Here is an 18,263-nt window from a genome sequence, read left to right as displayed (position 1 = left end):
GACCTAGACTCCTCGTGATGAGCACGTCCACCGCAGCGCCCCATCCCGCCGGCCGATGGCGCAGGATTCTTTTCCCTCCCCCCAACCACGAGAACAAGGACAACCCCATCGGGTCCTCGTTCGCGCTGACCGTGGTGGCCGTGTTCGTGCAAGGCCTCTCCCGCTTCGGGTACAGCCTGCTGATTGGCAACATCCTGGGCAGCGAGGTCCTGGGGCAGGTCAACCTGGCGATCTCCCTGGCGCTGTTCCTGGTGCTCCTGTGGCCCCAGGCCTCCGGGAACGCGACGTCCAAGTTCATCGCCATGGCACGCGGGCAGCAGCACCGTGACGAGCAGCTCTCCGTGGCGGTGTACACCTCCCGCTCGGCGGCGCTGGCCACCGCGCTGCTCTCCGTGGTGGCCGTGGTGGTCGCCACCCGGTCGCTGCACCTGCCCCTGAGCTACGCGCTCTCGTGCGGCCTGCTGGTGATCGCCCTCTCCGCGTACAACTTCGTGCGCGGCGTGCGCACGGGCAACAACCAGTTCGTGACCACCGCCGTGTGGGACTGCATCAGTTCCGGCGTGACGCTCACCCTGCTGCTGGTGGTGCTCCTGGGAGGGTTCACCCCGCTGCTGCTGGTTCCCCTGAGCGTGGGCTACCTGCTCTACGCCATTCCCAGCTGGCCCCGCGTCTCCGGCGGGCCGCTGCCCACGGCCCTCAAGCGCGAGATCAACGTGTTCACCGGGTGGGCCGCCGTCAACATCCTCACCGCATCCGGGCTGCTGCAGCTGTCCATGATCCTCGGCAAGCACTACGACACCCCCGCGGCCGTGGGGCAGTACTCCGCGGCGGTCAGCATCGCCACTCCGGCGAGCATGCTGTCCTCCTCCATGCTCGTGGCACTCGCCCCCGCAGTGGCCCGCATGTTCACCGCAGGGGATCACCAGGGCATGCGCCGCCAGCTCGACTCGATCCTGCGGATCATGGTGCTGGTGTTCCTGCCGGTGTTCGGGGTGGGAATCCTCTGGGCGCAGCCCGTCATCCAGCTGCTCTACAGCGCCCGGGCGGACGAGTTCACCCAGGCCGCCCCGCTGCTGGTGGTGCTGTTCTTCGCCGTGTCAGCCACGAGCTTCAATGCCTCCAACTCCCGGCTCAACGGGGGCGAGAGCTGGGGCGTGCGCGCTCTGGCCGCCTGCAACGCCGTGGGTCTGCTCCTGGGCGTCACCACGATCGTGTGGTGGGGGCCGAGGCTGGGGATCATGTCCGCAGCACTCGGATACCTGGTGGGGTGCCTCGTCAGCTCCCTGGGACCGCTGGTCATCGTGTGGGTCCACGACCGCATGTCCTGGGGCGGGCTCATGCTCCGGGTCGCGACGGGGTACGCCCTGGTGCTCGGGGGCCTGTGGTGGGTCGCCGCGGACCCCGGGATCACCACCACGATCCTTGCCACCGTGGCCTTCCTGGCCGCATGGTGCCTCATCTCCTGGCGGGACCTCGCTCCCCGTGTGGCCGGGCTGCGACGCCGTTTCCGTCAGCCCTGACCCCTGCCGGGCTTCTCACGCACGGCGCTGCGCCTGGCGGCGCCTTCCGAATTCGTAGCGGGCCATCTGCGCTGCGCTCGCCGCGGCAATTCGCAGCGGGCTCTGTCGGTCCAGAACCCACCGCACGTTGCGGGTCAGCAGTGCACCGGGCGATGCGAACGCGCGACGCTCGGCAAGCGCGTGGCGGAGTTCCTCGGCTCCCGCGGAGGCCCGCAACAGGGCGACCGCCTTCCGATCAGCCGACGACAGCCGATCCTCGACGTGGGGCGCAAAGGCCAGGAGATCCTGGACAGCGGCGAGCGCGTCCTCGACGCTCCCGGGGCCCCACGTCCCAGCTCGCAGCACGGTGTCCGCGCCGGGAAGGACGTTGACCCGCAGGTACTTGAGAGCAAGTGATGCCCGCAGCTCAGGGGGCAGTCCCGCGAACCACGTGTGCCTGCGCAGCCGGGACACCGCCGCCGTGGTCTCCCGCACGGAGAACGGCTGGGTCGACACTCGGGTCTCGGCATCGTCCCGCATGAAGTAACCCGGCAGGCCCGGCGCGTAGTCGATGCGCTGGGCGGCCGAGTAGAGGGCCACCACGAACGCCTGGTCCTCTCCCGTCCGAACCTCCTCGTCGAAAAGCGCGCCAGCACTCCTGGCAGCGGCTGTCCGCACCAGACCAAAGCACGTGCTCCGGTACCCCAGCCGGTCCTTGACCGGATCCAGACGAGCAGATCGGAAAGGCCGGATGATGGGGGTGATGTCCACCCGGGCGGCCTCGTGGTGCTGGAACGGGATCACGAGGTCGCTGCCCCGGCGCTCCGCGATGCCCAGCCACCGGGTGACCGCCCCCGGGTCCAGGGTGTCGTCGCTGTCCAGGAAGCTCACGTAGCGGGCGGTGCTCCTGCGCAGTGCCTCGTTGCGGGGCACCGCGGCGGTGCTTCCGCGGTTCTCGCACTCGAAGACCGTCACGGCGGCCCGCAGGGACTCGGGCAGCATGGCGAGGACCTCCCGCTCGCGCAGGTGGTGCGCCACCACGAGGACACGGCACTGTCCCGGGCCTGCACCCTCGCTGGCGCGCAGCGCGGAACGCACGGCTCGTTCGAGCGGTCGGGCGGTGGAGTGCACCGGAATCACGATGTCCACGAGGGGCGGGGTCAGGAGATCGTCCATGGTGCCCACGATAAATCACAGGCGTGCAGAGGAGACCGCACGCCCCCGACCACCGGTCACCGGGTCCGTAGCGGGCCCACGGCCACCCCTCGGCCGCCGCGGCTGCCGCAGGAGGACGGCGCGCAGTGACGTCCGAGCACGGGCCACCACGCAGAGGCGCCCGCCCGGAGGGCGTCGGTGCTCTACCCCTGTGCCGCGAGCACGAACGGCAGGACGGCCTCGGCCCTCGCACGGCGCAGCTGACGTGCCGCCACGGTGAGGCTCCAGCGGCTGTCCACGAGGTCGTCCACCAGCAGCACGCTCGCGCGTGGGGCGGCCGCCACCTGCGCAGCGAGGTCCGGACCCACCACGAAGCGGTCCCACACCTCGGCGAGCCGGTAGGCGCTGTTGCCGCCGTGCGAGCCACGGGGCACGTCCGGGTTGAGCTCCAGTGCGCCCCAGTACGGGAGGTGTCCCGCGGAGGCGATGCCGCGTGCGAGGGAGCCCACGAGGCGCGGCCGGGACAGGGACGGCATGGCCACGACCGCCGTGGGCCGCTCACGCCAGTCCCACTGCGCCAGCACCGTGAGACAGGCCCGCCCCAGGTCTGCGGTGACCTCGGCGTCCACGGGGTTCCCACCCTCGTCCGTGCGCAGCGTCTCCCGCAGCCGCTGGCCCCACCCGAGATCGGTGAGACGGGCCAGGGCACGCCCCCGTTCGGCACGCTCCGTCTCCGGGATCTTGCCCTTGACCTGGATGCCCAGCCGGTCCATCCCGGTGGGCCACTGCGCCCTGGGCTCCAGGGGAACCCCCGCCCGGTGCAGGGCGGCGGCCGCGGCGTCGGAGGCCTCCGAGGGGACGTCCGTGGGGTACCAGGCTCCCGCGCACACGTCGCACCGGCCGCAGGGCTCCGCAGTGGCGTCGTCCAGCAGCCGGGTGAGGAACTGCATGCGGCACTCGTCCGTGGTCTGGTAGTCGAGCATGGCTTGCTGCTCCGCGGTCCTGGCCGCGCTCACGCGCTCGTACCGGGCGGCGTCGTACTCCCACGGCCGGCCCGTGGACTGCCAGCCCCCGCCCACCCGTTCCACGGCACCGTCCACCGCGAGGACCTTGAGGAGCAGCTCCAGTGGAGAACGCTTGATGTTGACCCGGGGCTCCAGCGCCGCCACCGAGAGCGGCCCGCCGTGCTCCGCGAGCGCCGTGAGCACTGCGGTGGCCTTGTCCTGCGTGGGCATGGACGCCGTGGCGAAGTACTCCCAGATCTCCCGGTCCTCGCGCCCCGGCAGCAGGAGGACGTCCGCGCTGTCCGTGGCGCGCCCTGCACGGCCCACCTGCTGGTAGTAGGCCACGGGCGAGGACGGCGCACCGAGATGGACCACGAAGCCGAGGTCCGGTTTGTCGAAACCCATGCCCAGCGCCGAGGTGGCCACGAGGGCCTTGACCTGGTTCTCCTTCAGGGCCGCCTCCAGCTCCTCACGCCCCGCGGCGTCCGTGCGTCCCGTGTACGCGGCCACCCGGTGCCCGGCGTCCGTGAGAGCCTGGGCGGTGTCCTCCGCCGCGCCGATGGTGAGGGCGTAGACGATCCCGCTGCCGGGCAGCTGCTTCAGGTGCTCCAGCAGCCACGCGAGCCGCACGGACGTGGACGGCAGCCGGAGGACACCGAGCCGCAGGGAGTTGCGGGACAGCGGGCCCCGCAGCGTGAACACCTCCCCGCAGTAGCCCGACCCCACTCCCAGCTGCTCCCGGACGTCCTCGATCACCCGCTCGTTCGCGGTGGCCGTGGTGGCCAGCACCGCCACGGAGTCCGGCAGCTGTGCGAGCATGTCCTTGATCCGCCGGTAGTCCGGGCGGAAGTCGTGGCCCCAGTCCGAGATGCAGTGGGCCTCGTCCACCACCAGCAGGCCCAGCTCGGACATCAGCCGGGGCAGCTGCTCCTCCCGGAACCGGGGGTTGTTGAGCCGCTCCGGGGACACGAGCAGGACATCCAGCTCACCGCGGTCCAGGGCGGCGGAGATCTCCGACCACTCGGTGGGGTTCGCGGAAGAGATGGCCGCGGCCCGCACTCCCGCCCGCTGGGCGGCGGCCACCTGGTCCCGCATCAGCGCCAGCAGCGGCGAGATGATCAGGGTGGGACCGTACCCCTGCGCCCGCATGAGCAGCGCGGAGAGGAAGTACACCGCGGACTTGCCCCAGCCGGTGCGCTGCACCACTAGCGCGCGGCGGTGGTCCTCCACGAGCGCGGAGACGGCCTCGAACTGTCCCGGGTGGAAGTCCGCGGCGGGACTGCCCGTGAGCGCGCGCAGGTGCTCCAGGGCTCGGGATCGCAGGGAGGGGGCGGCGGCGTTCGAGGGCTCGGTCATGCTCCGAGTGTCCCAGGGGCCTCGGACACGCAGAAGGCCTGTGCTGTGGTTGTGGATGGCGCCACGCACGGACATCGCGACTGGCGGGTTACGGGCGGCGGAACGCGGTCACGGGCACCGGCCGGTGGGTTAACGTGATGCGCCCGCTGCACCCGGCACCCTTCCCCCGAAGGACACCTCTCGGCACAGCGGACGCACACGCCGGCAACCGGCGCGGATCAGATCCGCTCGGAGCTCGTGCCCCCCGGCACGGGCTCCGACTCAACGCCTCACGGGATGGTGCGAACAGACCACGCCCCCCAGCGTGGGCGGCGTTCGCCCCGGCTGCGGTGCGCACGGCCCGTGTTCCCCCCGGTCATGGCCGCGCAGCACCGCCGATCCCCGTGTTGCGATGTCTTCATGCTGGCACGGTGCCGCAGGGATTTCTACCGCGCCCCCGGGCACCGCCGCCGCGACACCATTATGTGGACAAGCCGACCTCTTCTCATGTTTTCCCAGGTCAGAGCGGTTTTCCGAAGCACGCAGGCCGCCCGCTCCACCTCGGACCCCCCAAGCTCGTAGCGCAAAGTGGGGACAGCCCCGCCTGCGCCGGCAGCGCGCCCGGGCGGCTGGTTCCAGCGCGGCTCCTCGGGCACACTGACGCCATGGAGATGACCGTGGCCCGCAGGGGCTCCGCCGACCCGCGCGACGTGTGGCGGCACTACCTCTGGCTCCCCCTGTGGACGGAGTGGGCACCGCACCTGACACGCGTGGACGCGGACTCCCCGGTGCTCTCCCCCGGTGCCACCGGAACCGTCACCGCCGCGGGCGTGCTGCCGGTCCACTTCCGCATCCTCGCCGTGGACCCCGCACGACGCTCGTGGTCCTGGCGCGTGGGGGTCGGCCCTGTGCGCCTGCTGCTGGAGCACGACGTCGCTCCCGCCTCGGACGGCGGCACCCGCGCGAGCATCCGGATCCACGGCCCGGCGCTGGTGCTCACGGCCTACCGCCCGCTCATGGGGTGGGCGCTCTCCCGGCTGGTCCACGTGTCCGGCGGGCGGTGACGCACCGGGGACGCGGCGGCGTCGTCGGCACCAGGGGACGAGGACGTGCGCCGGGTGGAGAGCTTTTCGGAGAACGGTTCTGAGGCAGCGGAGCGGGACACCGCCTCGCCCGGACACGAAGCATCCCGCCCCGGCGGGCACCGGAGCGGGATGGGGAGTGCGCCCTGTGGGGCTCGAACCCACGACCCATGGATTAAAAGTCCACTGCTCTACCAACTGAGCTAAAGGCGCGTGCTCTCGCGGAGTCCCGCGGACGAGCACGGCCACTCTACCGCAGGCCGGGACCATCGCCATCCCGCGAGGGGTCCCGCACGGGGCGGGCCGAGCGGCGCTGGTGTGGGACCCTGGTGGTCGAGAAACCCGCACCGTGGACGGCTGAGAGCCTGCCGCCCGGCAGGGCCCGCCCGATCCCCGAGGAAAGCCCCATGAGCACCGTTCCCCTGTCCAAGCTGGGTCCCTCCCCCGTCACGGAGTACCTGCGCGACGTCGTGGCGGACCTGCGGTCCGTGGAGGGCGGTGCGGTGAACTCCTCGATCCCCGAGCTCGCGAACGCGGACCCCGCCACCGTCGGGATCGCCGTGGCCACGGTGGACGGCGCGCTCTACCAGGCCGGGGACACCAGGCACGAGTTCTGCATCCAGTCCATCTCCAAGGCGTTCACCTACGCCCAGGCGCTCACGGACCGGGGCCTGGACGGCGTGTTCGAGAAGATCGACGTGGAGCCCAGCGGGGACGCCTTCAACGAGATCTCCCTGCAGCCGGACACCGGGCGCCCCTCCAACCCCATGATCAACGCCGGCGCGATCGCGGCCACCTCCCTGGTGCGCAACACCTCCCACGGCACCCGCATGGAGCGGATCCTGCGGCTCTACTCCAAGTGCGCCGGGCGCCGGCTGCGGGTGAACAAGAACGTCCAGGCCCAGGAGCGCCGTGCCGGGGACCGCAACCGCGCGCTGGGCTGGCTGCTGGCCTCCCGCGGGATCATCGAGGGGGACCCCACGGGGGCGCTCGACGACTACTTCGGCCAGTGCGCCGTGATGCTCAACTGCGTGGACCTCGCCCGCATGGGCGCCACCCTTGCCGCGGGCGGCCGCAATCCCGTGACCGGCGAGCGCGTCCTGGAGCCCGAGGTGGTTTCGGACGTGCTCTCGGTGATGAGCACGTGCGGGATGTACGACGACGCCGGACGCTGGGCCCTGCGCGTGGGGCTGCCCGCCAAGTCCGGGGTGAGCGGCGGTGTGGTGGCCGTGCTGCCCGGCCAGCTCGCGGTGGCAGTGTTCTCCCCGCCGCTGGACCGCCACGGGAACTCGGTGCGAGGCGTGGCGGCGTGCGAGCGGCTCACCCGGGACCTGGACCTGCACTTCGCCCGCACGGAGCGCAACGGTCACTCCACGGTGCGCTCCGAGTACACGCTGGCGGAGGCACCGTCCCTGGTGCGCCGCAACGAGGCGGCCGCGGAGATCCTGGAGCGCCACGGCGAGGACGCACGGATCATCGAGCTGCAGGGGGACCTGCGCTTCGCGGGCGCCGAGACCGCGGTGCGCACGGTGCGCGACGCCGCCCGTCGCTCCAACTACGTGCTGGTGGACATCCGCCAGGTGGACGACATGTCCCGCTTCGTGATCCCCATGCTCGCCCGCACCGCGGAACAGGTGGAGAGCACGGGCCACCACATGGTGCTCATCGCGGAGAAGTCCAACGAGCACACCCGCGGCATGGAGCACCCCCTGACCGTGTTCGCCACGCGTGCCGAGGCGCTCACCTGGGCCGAGGACCGGATCCTGGAGCAGTTCGGGGACCCCGGGTGCATGCCGGACCGGGTCCACTCCACCCGTTCGGAGCTGCTGAGCACGCTGGACGAGGAGGACATCCGCCGGATCCGCGAGCACACCGAGGCGGTGGAGTGGGATGCCGGGAGCACGCTGCTGCGCACGGGCCAGAAGTTCCACGGCGTGTTCATGGTGACCTCCGGCAGCGTGGAGGTCTCCCGCCGCTCCCCGCAGGGGGACCGCGTGGAGCTCGAGGTGATCGGCCCCGGCATGAGCTTCGGCGAGATCGCCCTGGGCACCGAGCTGCGCTACCAGGTGAGTTTCACGGCACTGACCCGTGTGACCGCGCACCGGCTCTCCCCGGAGGCCATTGCGAGCATCGAGGAGGAGGATCCCCGCCTGGCCCTGCGCTGGTGGCGTGCGGTGAGCAAGCAGGCGATGCTCCGCATCGAGGAGCGGTGGCGGCAGCAGGCCGGGGAGACCTACACGGCGGACTGACCGGGACGACGACGCAGCCCGGTCTCCCCCACGCGCCAGTCGCCGGGAGCTTCCGGGCAGCCCGGTCCGGGGTCGGTCCGGCCGCGCCCTCCACCGCGCTGCACCCCGGCCCACTGCCGGGGGACGCTGGGCACGGTCCGCGCCGAGCGCCGTCGTGCCCCGCTGTGGACGAACAGCGCCCTCGGAACGGTGCCGTGGCCCCGGCGTACACTCGGGCGCATGCCCGAACGCCGCACCCACCACTCACCCGTGAAGTTCTCCCCCGAGAAGTTCGAGGCCCACGAGGGCGGGACGGACCCCGCGCGCGTGTCCGAGGCCGCCCACCTGGCGGCCCAGGCCCTGGTCTCGCGGGGACGGCGCTCACGGGACCCCGAGGTGCGCGAACGCCTCGTGCGGCTCACGGACGAGCAGGGGCTCGAGGGGATCGCGGAGCTGTGGGCCGAGGCCCCCGCGCTCTCCCTGCCCGGCGCTCTCTGGCGCCTGTACGCCCTGCGCGCGGCCGCCCGCACCGATCCCTGGCGCATGAGCCGCTGGTTCGCGGCCGGCCGCCACGCCGCCCAGGTCTCGCACGTGGTGGCCGGGGTCGCGGACCCGCCGGGCGCGGAAGAGATCTGCGAGGTCGCGGACACCATCCTCTCCGGCGCGTTCCACGGTGAGTTCGACGTCGCCCTGGAGCGTTTCGCGGCGTTCTGCCGGGTCATCGCCGTGGGCCAGGAGCGCACCCTGGACGTGGCCGGGCTGCGCACCCGGGACCCCTGGGAGCGGATTCCGCGTCTGCTGCGCACCGCCGAGGAGCTCGAGGCCGCCGCCGAGCAGTGGCGCCGCGGGCACCTGGAGTGATCCCGGCCGAGGCGCGGGGCGATCCGGGTTGGAGCCGACCGGGGGCCCGGCGGTAGAATCTCTGGCAGGTGTCGGGCCGTGGCAGCCCCGGGCTCCATCATTTAGCCGCTACGAGCGGCCTTCCGCCGAGAGGCGCTCCCGGTCCGGCACCGCCCCCTCCCCCGCCCCGTGTTCCGTCCGCCCGGTTCACCTTTGTTCGGTAGCATGACGCCGAACCTGAACGGCACGTGAACCCGGAGGACGCACGGATGGCCTTTCGCATCTTCCCGGAGGACGAGCGCGTCACGGATCTGCTGGTGCAGATGTCCCAGTGCGTGATCTCCGCCGTGGAGCAGCTCTCCGAGCACATCGGCTCGGTGGAGAAGGTGTGGGAGCAGCCCATCACACAGCTGCTGGACACCGAGGACCAGTGCACCAACCTGTACTTCTCCCTCATGACCACCACCCGTTCCTCCTACGTGGTCCCCATCCCCCGCCAGGACCTCTACATCCTGGGGCACTGGTTGCTGCGTGCCGTCCAGGGCCTCGTGGGGTGCGCGGAGCTGCACCGGCAGTACCGGGTGGAGCGCCCCAGCTCCCACGCCACCGAGCAGCTCGCGGTCATCCAGCACATGGCTCACATGACCAGCAAGGCCATGGGGCGTCTCTCGAGGCTCGACGAGCTGGACGACTACTGGTTCGAGATGATGCGCCTGACCCGCCAGGCCGAGCGCACCCAGCGCACCTACCGGGCTGAGCTGCTGGAGAACTTCAAGCCCGGCCAGGCCATCCGCCGCATGGACACCGCCCAGCAGCTCTTCGACGCCGCCGCGGCGCTCGGGCAGGTCTCCGCCGAGGTGGGCCGGATCCTCGTGACGGAGTACTGACACGTCATGACCGACGTCCTGGCCTTCGTGGGCATTGCCCTGACCCTGGTGTTCACCGTGGTCAACGGTTTCCACGACGCGTCCAACGCGGTGGCCCTGCCCGTGCGGTTCAACGCCCTCACACCCCGGGTGGCCCTGTGGCTGGGTGCGGTGTTCAACTTCGCGGGGGCCCTGGTGGTGGGGCTGGTGCTGCACCGGATGATCACCTTCGAGATCCCCGTGCCACTCGACACCGTGGGCACCGTGGTGCTGCTGTGCGCCCTGGTCACGGCAGTCGGCTGGGACCTGCTCACCTGGTGGTGGCGCATGCCGTCCTCCTCCACCGCCGCCTTCGGCGGTGCGGCGGTCGGTGCGCTGCTGGGCGCGCGCGCCGTGGACCTGCACCAGAACCAGCTGCCCCTGGGCCCCTACTTCTCGTGGCACATCCTGGTCCCCATGCTCGTGGCACCCGTGATCGCCTTCGGCCTGGCCTTCGTGGCGGTCGTTCCCCTGGTGCACCTGCTCCAGCACGAGACCCCGGGTCGCGTGAACTTCCGTGCGGGCGTGGTGCAGGCCACCGGGGCCGCCGCGATCCACTTCGGCCACGGCATCCAGCACGCCCGGCGCACCCTGTGGATCATGCTCGTCCTGCTGCTCACGGTGGGCGCCGGGTTCTCCCGGGAGAGCATCCCCGTGTGGCTGCCGGTGGTGGTGGGGCTGTGCCTTGCGTTCGGGACGCTGCTGGGTGGCTGGCGGATCGCCTACACGCTGTCCTCGCGGGTGGTCTCCCTGGACCCGCTGCGCGGTGCCGTGGCGCAGACGGTCTCCGGCGCCCTGCTGTTCGTGGGCGGCTTCCTCTCCCCCATCCCGCTGTCCAGCTCCCAGACGAGCACCGCGGCCATTCTGGGGGCCGGTTCCGCCCAGCGCTTCCGCACCGTCTACCACGCCACCCTGCTGCGCGTGATCGCCACGTGGCTGGTCACGGTGCCCGTCTGCGGGCTGGTCTCCGCGGTCCTCTTCCTGGCCGTCTCCCCGCTCGTCCCGGCGCCCGCGGCCTGAGTTCCGTTCTCGCCGGCCCACGACGACGCCACCGCGAGGTCCCCGCGGTGGCGTCGTCGTGGCGGGCGGCCCGCCTGGCGTGCTCTCGACCCGGAGGCGGGCTTATCAGCCGAAGCGGCCGGAGACGTAGTCCTCGGTCTCCTTCTTCTGCGGGGTGTTGAAGATCTCGGACGTGGGCGCGTACTCGATCAGACGGCCCGGCTTGCCCGTGCCCTCGATGTTGAAGAACGCGGTCTTGTCCGAGACGCGTGAGGCCTGCTGCATGTTGTGGGTCACGATCACCACGGTGTAGTCGGTCTTGATCTCGTTGATGAGATCCTCGATCGCGAGTGTGGAGATGGGGTCCAGCGCGGAGCAGGGCTCGTCCATGAGGATCACCTCCGGTTTCACCGCAATGGCGCGGGCAATGCACAGTCGTTGCTGCTGTCCGCCGGAGAGGCCGGAGCCGGGCTTGTTGAGCCGGTCCTTGACCTCGTTCCACAGGTTCGCGCCGCGCAAGGAGCTCTCCACGAGCTCGTCCGCCTCGCTGCTGGAGATCCGCTTGTTGTTGAGCTTCACCCCGGCGAGCACGTTGTCCCGGATGGACATGGTGGGGAACGGGTTGGGGCGCTGGAACACCATGCCCACCATGGAGCGCACGGTCACCGGGTCCACGCCCTTGCCGTACAGGTCGTCGCCGTCCAGCAGCACCTTGCCCTCGGCGTACGCCCCCGGGATCACCTCGTGCATGCGGTTCAGCGTGCGCAGGAAGGTGGACTTGCCGCAGCCCGAGGGTCCGATGAACGCCGTCACGGAGCGGGGCTCGATGTTCATGCTGACGTCCTGGACCGCCAGGAAGTCCCCGTAGTAGACGTTGAGGTGTTCGACGTCGATGCGTTTCGACATGGTTCTTTGTCCTTCGGTCAGGTCGGTCGGCGCTCAGCGGCCGGCGGTCTTGGGAGCGAACGCCCGGGCGATCAGGCGCGCCACGAGGTTGAGCAGCATCACGATCACGATGAGGATCAGCGCTGCGGCCCAGGCCCGCTGCAGGGAGGGGTCCGGGTTCGTGGGCGAGGTGGGGTTCATGATCTGGTAGTAGATGAACGTGGGCAGCGTGGTCATCCAGCCGGAGAACGAGTTCCAGTTGATGGCCGTGGCGAAGCCCGCCGTGACCAGCAGCGGCGCGGTCTCCCCGATCACGCGGGCGATCGCGAGGGTCACGCCGGAGGCGATGCCGGAGATGGCAGTGGGGATGACCACCTTGAGGATGGTCCGCCACTTGCGCACACCCAGCGCGTAGGACGCCTCGCGCAGCTCGTTGGGCACGATCCGCAGCATCTCCTCGGTGTTCTTGACCACCGTGGGGATCATCAGCACGGTCAGCGCCACCGCGGCGACGAACCCCGTGCGGGTGGAGGGACCGAAGACCATGCCGAACAGCGCCGCCGCGAACAGACCCGCCACGATGGAGGGGATGCCCGTCATGACGTCCACGAAGAACGTGATGGCCCTGCCCAGCCAGCCCCCGCGGGAGTACTCCACGAGGTACACGGCCGTGAGCAGTCCAACGGGCACGGACATCAGCGTGGCCCAGAACGTGATGGAGACGGTGCCCACGATGGCGTGGTAAGCGCCGCCCACCACCTCGCCGGGAGCACCGGCCTTGTTGTCCTGGAAGCCGGTCACACCGTTCATGGACGTGGTGAGCAGGTCCGCGGTCAGGCCCGGGACCCCGTTCACCAGCACCGTCCAGATCACGGAGACCAGGGGGATCACGGCCAGGATGAAGGCCGTGTAGACCAGGAACGTCATCAGGGAGTCGGCACCCGCGCGGCCCCCCTCGACCGCGGTCACCGCGAGGGGCCCCACGACCAGGAAGATCACCGCGGCGAACAGCGCCCAGAGGGCGATGCTGAAGCCGATGAGCGAGGCGATCGCGGCCCCCGCCACGACCGCGGCCACACCGATCACGGGGATCAGCCACTTGGGGCGCTGCCCGCGGGTGAGCTTGGACTGGCGGACGGGTGAGACGCCGGGAGAGTTGGTGGAGGTGGACATCAGTTGGCTCCCGAGAATTCCTTGTAGCGGGCGATGATGGCGCGAGCGATCATGTTGACCACCAGGGTGATGAGGAACAGCACGAGGCCGGCGGCGATCAGCTCGGACATCCGCAGGCCGTAGGCCTCGGGGAAGTTCAGGGCGATCTCCGCGGCAATGGTCTGGTTGCCGGACTTGATGAGCGAGGGGATCAGCGGGCCCGTGGAGAGCACCAGGGCCACCGCCATCGTCTCGCCGAGGGCACGGCCCAGGGCCAGCATGATCGAGGAGATGATCCCGGGCCGCGCGAACGGCAGGACCGACATCCGGATCATCTCCCAGCGCGTGGCGCCGAGCGCCAGGGCGGCCTCCTCGTGCAGCTTGGGCGTCTGCGTGAAGATCTCACGGGACATGGAGGTGATGATCGGCAGGATCATGATGGCCAGCACCACGCCCGCGGTGAGCATGGTCTTTCCCGTCTGGGACGCGGGGCCGCCGAAGAACGGGATGAACCCCAGGTACCCGGTGAGCCAGGTGTACAGCGGGACGAGCGCCGGGGCCAGCACCGTGGCACCCCACGCGCCGTAGATCACGGACGGGATGGCCGCGAGCAGGTCGATCACGTACCCCACGGGCTTGGCCACCCTGGCCGGTGCGTAGTGGGAGATGTAGAGGGCCACCAGGATCCCCACCGGAGTGGCGATGAGCAGGGCGATCAGAGCCGCGATCAGCGTTCCCACGACGAGCGGCCAGATGTAGGCGAAGAAGCCCTTGCCCCCCGTCACGTCCCCGGGGGCGGCGGTGAACGTGGGGACCGCCTGCAGGAACAGGAACATCGCCACGGCGGCGAGGACCACGAGGATCAGGATGCCGGCTGCCAGGCTGAGCCCGGAGAAGACGGAGTCACCGGCACGGCCGGCCGCCGAGGACGAGGTCCCCGGCTTCTCTGTGCTGACGGTGGTGGACATGAACCAGTCCCTTCGTACGGGTGGGGTGAGCGCTGGGCAGGGCCATCGTCCAGCCTAGGACGTGGCGCGGGTGGAACGGCCGCGGACGTGGGCGCGGCGTCGGCGCTCAGAACGCGCCGACGCCGCACTCACGGTGACCGGGGTGGATCAGCCCTTCGCGGAGATGGTGTCCACGGCCGCCTTGGCCTTGTCCCGCAGCGCCGGGGACAGCGGAGCCGAGCCGGAGGAGTCCGCTGCGGCCTTCTGGCCGTCCTCGGAGATCACGTAGGACTCGAAGGCCTTCACGAGGTCCGCGGTCTCCTTGGAGTCGTACTGGGAGCACACGATGTGGTAGGACACCAGCACGAGCGGGTACGCGTCCGCCTCCTTGGTGTCGCGTGCGATCTCGATGGCCATGTCGTGCTCGCCACGGCCCTCGACCTGCTGGGAGACCTCCACGGCCTTCGAGGCGGCCTCGGGCGAGTGCTTGACGTACGTGTCGCCCACCTTGATGGCCGCGGTGCCCAGGTTCCCCACGGCGGAGGAGTCGGCGTAGGTCACCGCACCCTCGGTGCTGGACGTGGTTTTGACCACGCCGGAGGTGCCCTTGTTGTTCTCCGCGGCGTACTTGGACGGCCAGGCCTGGTCCGGCTCGTCGGTCCAGTCCTGGGGAGCGGCCTTGCTGAGGTAGTCCGTGAAGTTCTCGGTGGTTCCGGAGTCGTCGCTGCGGTGCACCACGGTGACCGCGGTGTCCGGAAGCTTGGTGTCCGGGTTCTGCTTCTTGATCTCCTCGGCGTTCCACTTCTTGATCTCGCCCTTGAAGATCTTGGCAATGGTGGGCGCGTCCAGGTTGAGGGACTCCACGCCGGGCAGGTTGAAGGCCACGGAGATCGGGGAGACGTACACGGGCAGGTCCATGGCGCCGGCGTCGCCGCACTGCTTCTTGGCCTCCGGCAGCTCCTTCTCCGAGAGGTAGGCGTCCGAGCCGGCGAAGTTCGCGCCGCCCGCCAGGAAGGCCTTGCGGCCGGCCCCGGAGCCGTCCGGGGAGTACTGGATGGTGGCGCCGCTGTTGGAGGACTGGAAACCGTTCTGCCACGCGGTCATCGCCGCCTGCTGGGAGGAGGCGCCCACGCCGGTGAGGGTGCCCTTCACACCGCTGCTCTCGCCGCCGCCCCCACCGCTGCTGCCCGTGGGGTTGTCGGAACCGCAAGCGGTCAGGGCGAGGGCACCAATGGCCAGAACTGCGGCCGAACGGCCGACGTGCGAAACCTTCACTGTTTCTCCTTCGAAAGCGTGTACCGGCGGATCCGGTGGGTGGGAGACGCCGCAGCCCGGCGCTCGTCGACGCCGCACTCGCAGCGCGCCCGCGCTCACGGTAGGCACCGGATGTTGCCAGATTCGGCCACCAAGGTGAACGGGCGATTAACAACTGCCGGGCCCCGGCAACGGCCGCCGCACGCACCGGGCGAAGGGCGCCCTCCTTGCGCGCCTAGGATGGGGACATGGCGTCCTCGGAAGCAGCTTCAGCCCGCTCCCGCCTCGGTCGTGCCACCGCCCACGTCACGCACCGCAGCCGCACCGGCTGGGCGCGCATGACGTCGGGAGTCTTCCAGGCCGTCCAGATGACCGTGGCCGCCGTGGGCGCCTACATCATCGCCGAGCGGGTGCTGGGCCACCACGGTCCCATCTTCGCGGCCACCGCCGCCCTCGTCTCCCTGGGCTACGCCAAGGGCGGGCTGCGGTACCGGCGGGTCCTGGAGGTCTCGATCGGCTGCACGCTCGGGATCGTCATGGGGGACCTGCTGATCCACGTGCTGGGCCCCGGGGAGTGGCAGGCGGCCGTGGTGCTGCTGGTCTCGCTGCTGCTGGCCCGGTTCCTGGACAACGGCGCCATCTTCACCACGCAGATGGGCCTGCAGTCCGTCCTGGTGGTCCTGCTCCCCCCGTCCCAGGACGGCGTGTTCGCGCGTTCCCTGGACGCCGTGGTGGGGTGCCTGTGCGCCCTTCTGCTGGCCTACGTGGTGCCCCAGGACCCACGCCGTGAGCCCCGTCAGGACCTCAGCGCGCTGATCAGCGAGTTCACGCGGATGCTCTCGGACTGCTCGCGGGCCGTGGCGGACACGGACTCCCGGCTCGCGTGGCACGCGCTGGTGCGAGGGCGCCAGACCCAGCCGCTCGTGGACTCGGTGCGCACGGGTCTCACCGGCTCCAAGGAGATCGTGCACGCGTCCCCGCTGTACCGCCGCCACCGCAGGGAGATCGAGGACCTCGCGGAGAGCACCCGGTACCTGGACCTCGCGGTGCGCAACTCCCGGGTCTTCGCGCGCCGCCTGGCCTCCGTGCTCAACCGTGTCACCCTAGCCGACGACGCCGTGACCTCCCTCTCCGAGGCCCTCGCGGACCTCTCCGACGCCGTCCTCAGCCTCGGGCACGCCCTGGGTGAGGGCCACGCCCAGAGCCGGGAGAGCTACCTGCGCCAGACCCGCAACGAGCTGTTCTCGGTGGCCGGGCGGCTGGAGCCGGGGGCCATGGGCATCCGCACCATGGAGGGCGAGGCCCTCGTGCTGCTGCTGCGGCCCATGGTGGTGGACCTGCTCGAGGCCACCGGGGTCTCACACGAGGCGGCCGCCAGGCACCTGCCCGCACTCGAGCGGCGCTGAGCCCGGGCCGCGGACGCCGCCAAGCGACGTCGCCCCACCCCTGACCTGCGGCACCGGCGCCCGAGCCCTGGACGCGCCGTGGCCGCGGTTCCGCGCGGGACACGGTGCCCGGCGCGGTCCGGCTCCCGCCGCCGCGCACGACGTCGCTCCCGGCCGCTTCTGCGCGTCGGAGCGGGTGCCTACCGTGGTGCCATGGCCACCAAGACCCGCAAGCAGTCCACCACCTACCGCTGCTCCGAGTGCGGCTGGACCACGGCCAAGTGGGTGGGCCGCTGCGGGGAGTGCCAGGCATGGGGCACCGTCCAGGAGACGGGCTCGGACCGCGAGCTGGGACGCACCCGGGCCGCGAGCACGGTGGCCGCACCCGCGCAGCCCATTGCCGCAGTGGACTCCTCCGTGGCGCAGTTCACCCCCACCCACGTCCAGGAGCTGGACCGCGTGCTCGGGGGCGGACTGGTCCCCGGAGCGGTGATCCTGCTGGCAGGAGAGCCCGGCGTGGGCAAGTCCACGCTGCTGCTGGACGCCGCCGCGAAGGTCGCCGGCGGGGCGTCCCCGCGCACGGTGCTGTACGTGACCGGTGAGGAGTCCGCGGCCCAGGTGAAGCTGCGGGCGGAGCGGATCAACGCGCTCTCGGACTCCCTCTACCTCGCGGCGGAGTCGGACCTCTCGGCCGCCCTCGCCCAGGTGGAGGCGCTGTCCCCGGAGCTGCTGGTCGTGGACTCCGTGCAGACGCTGGCCAGCCCCGAGATCGAGGGCTCGGCCGGTGGTGTGAGCCAGGTGCGGGAGGTGGCCGCGAGCCTCATCCACGCCGCGAAGACCCGGAACATGACCACCCTGCTGGTGGGCCACGTGACCAAGGAGGGCTCGATCGCCGGGCCTCGACTGCTGGAGCATCTGGTGGACGTGGTGTGCCAGTTCGAGGGGGACAAGCACTCGCGCATCCGGCTGCTGCGCGCCGTGAAGAACCGTTTCGGGCCCACGGACGAGGTGGGGTGCTTCGACCTCGAGGAGAACGGCATCCGCTCCGTCTCCGACCCCTCCGGCCTCTTCGTCTCGCGCACGCCCGTGCCGGTGGCGGGCACATGCCTGAGCGTCACCGTGGAGGGGCGACGCCCCCTGCTCGCCGAGGTGCAGGCGCTGCTGGACAGGTCCAGCACCGCGCAGCCCCGCCGGGCCACCTCCGGGCTGGACAGCTCCAGGGTGGCCATGCTCCTCGCGGTGCTGCAGCGCCGCGCGGGCGTCGCCCTCGCAGCCATGGACTGCTACGTGTCCACCGTGGGCGGTGTGCGGCTCACGGAACCCGCCACGGACCTCGCGGTGTGCATGGCCCTGGCCTCGGCGGCCCAGGACCGCCCGCTGCCGCAGCGCCTCGTGTGCTTCGGCGAGATCGGGCTGGCCGGGGAGGTCCGGCCCGTGCCGGAGATCAACCGCCGTATCCAGGAGGTGGCCCGGCTCGGCTTCACCCACGCCGTGGTGCCCGCCTCCCCCAGCGGTCCCGGAAAGATCCCGACCGGGTTCTCCGTGCGGGAGGTCACCACGGTGGGCCAGGCCATGGAGCTGCTCTTCCCACCC

14 protein-coding genes and 1 tRNA gene are annotated in these 18,263 nt (G+C 71.1%); 8 read left to right on the top strand and 7 right to left on the bottom strand.

Going from position 1 to position 18,263, the window contains the following annotated elements; translation table 11 throughout:
* The first annotated feature begins 17 nt into the window (after positions 1 to 17).
* The gene (locus CWC38_RS06575; RefSeq protein WP_121846012.1) at positions 18 to 1,520 is read left to right on the top strand and encodes a lipopolysaccharide biosynthesis protein; all 1,503 of its coding nucleotides are present in this window, start codon (positions 18 to 20) and stop codon (positions 1,518 to 1,520) included.
* Positions 1,521 to 1,535: 15 nt separating this feature from the next.
* On the opposite strand, the gene CWC38_RS06570 is transcribed toward CWC38_RS06575, so the two are convergent.
* Complete coding sequence (locus tag CWC38_RS06570) at positions 1,536 to 2,675, bottom strand: glycosyltransferase family 2 protein (protein ID WP_121846011.1); 1,140 nt, start codon at positions 2,673 to 2,675, stop codon at positions 1,536 to 1,538.
* A gap of 182 nt (positions 2,676 to 2,857) precedes the next feature.
* Positions 2,858 to 5,014, bottom strand: coding sequence for a RecQ family ATP-dependent DNA helicase (locus CWC38_RS06565; RefSeq protein ID WP_121846010.1), 2,157 nt, complete (start codon positions 5,012 to 5,014; stop codon positions 2,858 to 2,860).
* Between the two features lie 644 nt (positions 5,015 to 5,658).
* On the opposite strand from CWC38_RS06565, the gene CWC38_RS06560 reads away from it, so the two are divergent.
* Entirely contained in the window at positions 5,659 to 6,057 is a 399-nt protein-coding gene (locus CWC38_RS06560) for an SRPBCC family protein (RefSeq protein WP_121846009.1), read from the top strand.
* Between the two features lie 158 nt (positions 6,058 to 6,215).
* Here the strand turns inward: CWC38_RS06560 and CWC38_RS06555 are convergent.
* Positions 6,216 to 6,288 (bottom strand) — tRNA-Lys (locus tag CWC38_RS06555).
* A 194-nt stretch (positions 6,289 to 6,482) separates the two neighbouring features.
* On the opposite strand from CWC38_RS06555, the gene glsA reads away from it, so the two are divergent.
* From glsA to CWC38_RS06535, 4 genes are all read left to right on the top strand, one after another.
* A complete protein-coding gene (gene glsA, locus CWC38_RS06550) occupies positions 6,483 to 8,324 on the top strand; it encodes a glutaminase A (RefSeq protein WP_121846008.1) in 1,842 nt (613 codons plus the stop codon).
* A 219-nt stretch (positions 8,325 to 8,543) separates the two neighbouring features.
* Positions 8,544 to 9,164 carry a hypothetical protein gene (locus CWC38_RS06545; RefSeq protein WP_121846007.1) on the top strand — a complete coding sequence of 207 codons (621 nt, stop codon included), beginning with the start codon at positions 8,544 to 8,546 and terminating at the stop codon, positions 9,162 to 9,164.
* Between the two features lie 248 nt (positions 9,165 to 9,412).
* A complete protein-coding gene (locus CWC38_RS06540; RefSeq protein ID WP_121846006.1) occupies positions 9,413 to 10,030 on the top strand; it encodes a hypothetical protein in 618 nt (205 codons plus the stop codon).
* A gap of 6 nt (positions 10,031 to 10,036) precedes the next feature.
* The gene (locus CWC38_RS06535; RefSeq protein ID WP_121846005.1) at positions 10,037 to 11,068 is read left to right on the top strand and encodes an inorganic phosphate transporter; all 1,032 of its coding nucleotides are present in this window, start codon (positions 10,037 to 10,039) and stop codon (positions 11,066 to 11,068) included.
* A 105-nt stretch (positions 11,069 to 11,173) separates the two neighbouring features.
* Here CWC38_RS06535 and pstB read toward each other — a convergent pair whose 3' ends face one another.
* The 4 genes from pstB to pstS all read right to left on the bottom strand — a co-directional run bounded on the left by pstB (position 11,174) and on the right by pstS (position 15,306).
* Positions 11,174 to 11,953 carry a phosphate ABC transporter ATP-binding protein PstB gene (gene pstB, locus CWC38_RS06530; RefSeq protein ID WP_121846004.1) on the bottom strand — a complete coding sequence of 260 codons (780 nt, stop codon included), beginning with the start codon at positions 11,951 to 11,953 and terminating at the stop codon, positions 11,174 to 11,176.
* 33 nt (positions 11,954 to 11,986) lie between these two features.
* Entirely contained in the window at positions 11,987 to 13,105 is a 1,119-nt protein-coding gene (pstA, locus tag CWC38_RS06525; RefSeq protein WP_121846003.1) for a phosphate ABC transporter permease PstA, read from the bottom strand.
* Positions 13,105 to 14,052 carry a phosphate ABC transporter permease subunit PstC gene (gene pstC / locus CWC38_RS06520; RefSeq protein ID WP_121846002.1) on the bottom strand — a complete coding sequence of 316 codons (948 nt, stop codon included), beginning with the start codon at positions 14,050 to 14,052 and terminating at the stop codon, positions 13,105 to 13,107. Before pstC ends, pstA begins: the two co-directional genes overlap by 1 nt.
* Before the next feature lie 147 nt (positions 14,053 to 14,199).
* A complete protein-coding gene (gene pstS / locus CWC38_RS06515; RefSeq protein WP_121846001.1) occupies positions 14,200 to 15,306 on the bottom strand; it encodes a phosphate ABC transporter substrate-binding protein PstS in 1,107 nt (368 codons plus the stop codon).
* Positions 15,307 to 15,533: 227 nt separating this feature from the next.
* Between pstS and CWC38_RS06510 the strand changes: the two genes are divergently transcribed.
* Both CWC38_RS06510 and radA read left to right on the top strand, forming a co-directional pair.
* Positions 15,534 to 16,691 carry an FUSC family protein gene (locus CWC38_RS06510; RefSeq protein WP_121846000.1) on the top strand — a complete coding sequence of 386 codons (1,158 nt, stop codon included), beginning with the start codon at positions 15,534 to 15,536 and terminating at the stop codon, positions 16,689 to 16,691.
* Positions 16,692 to 16,883: 192 nt separating this feature from the next.
* Positions 16,884 to 18,263: DNA repair protein RadA (gene radA, locus CWC38_RS06505; RefSeq protein ID WP_121845999.1), on the top strand; the 1,380-nt coding region annotated here is incomplete at its 3' end.

It is taken from the genome of Kocuria tytonicola, from assembly GCF_003687455.1.
Lineage (GTDB): Bacteria > Actinomycetota > Actinomycetes > Actinomycetales > Micrococcaceae > Kocuria > Kocuria tytonicola.
The sequence above is the reverse complement of the archived record's forward strand: the minus strand, read 5'-3'. Positions and strand labels throughout refer to the sequence as shown.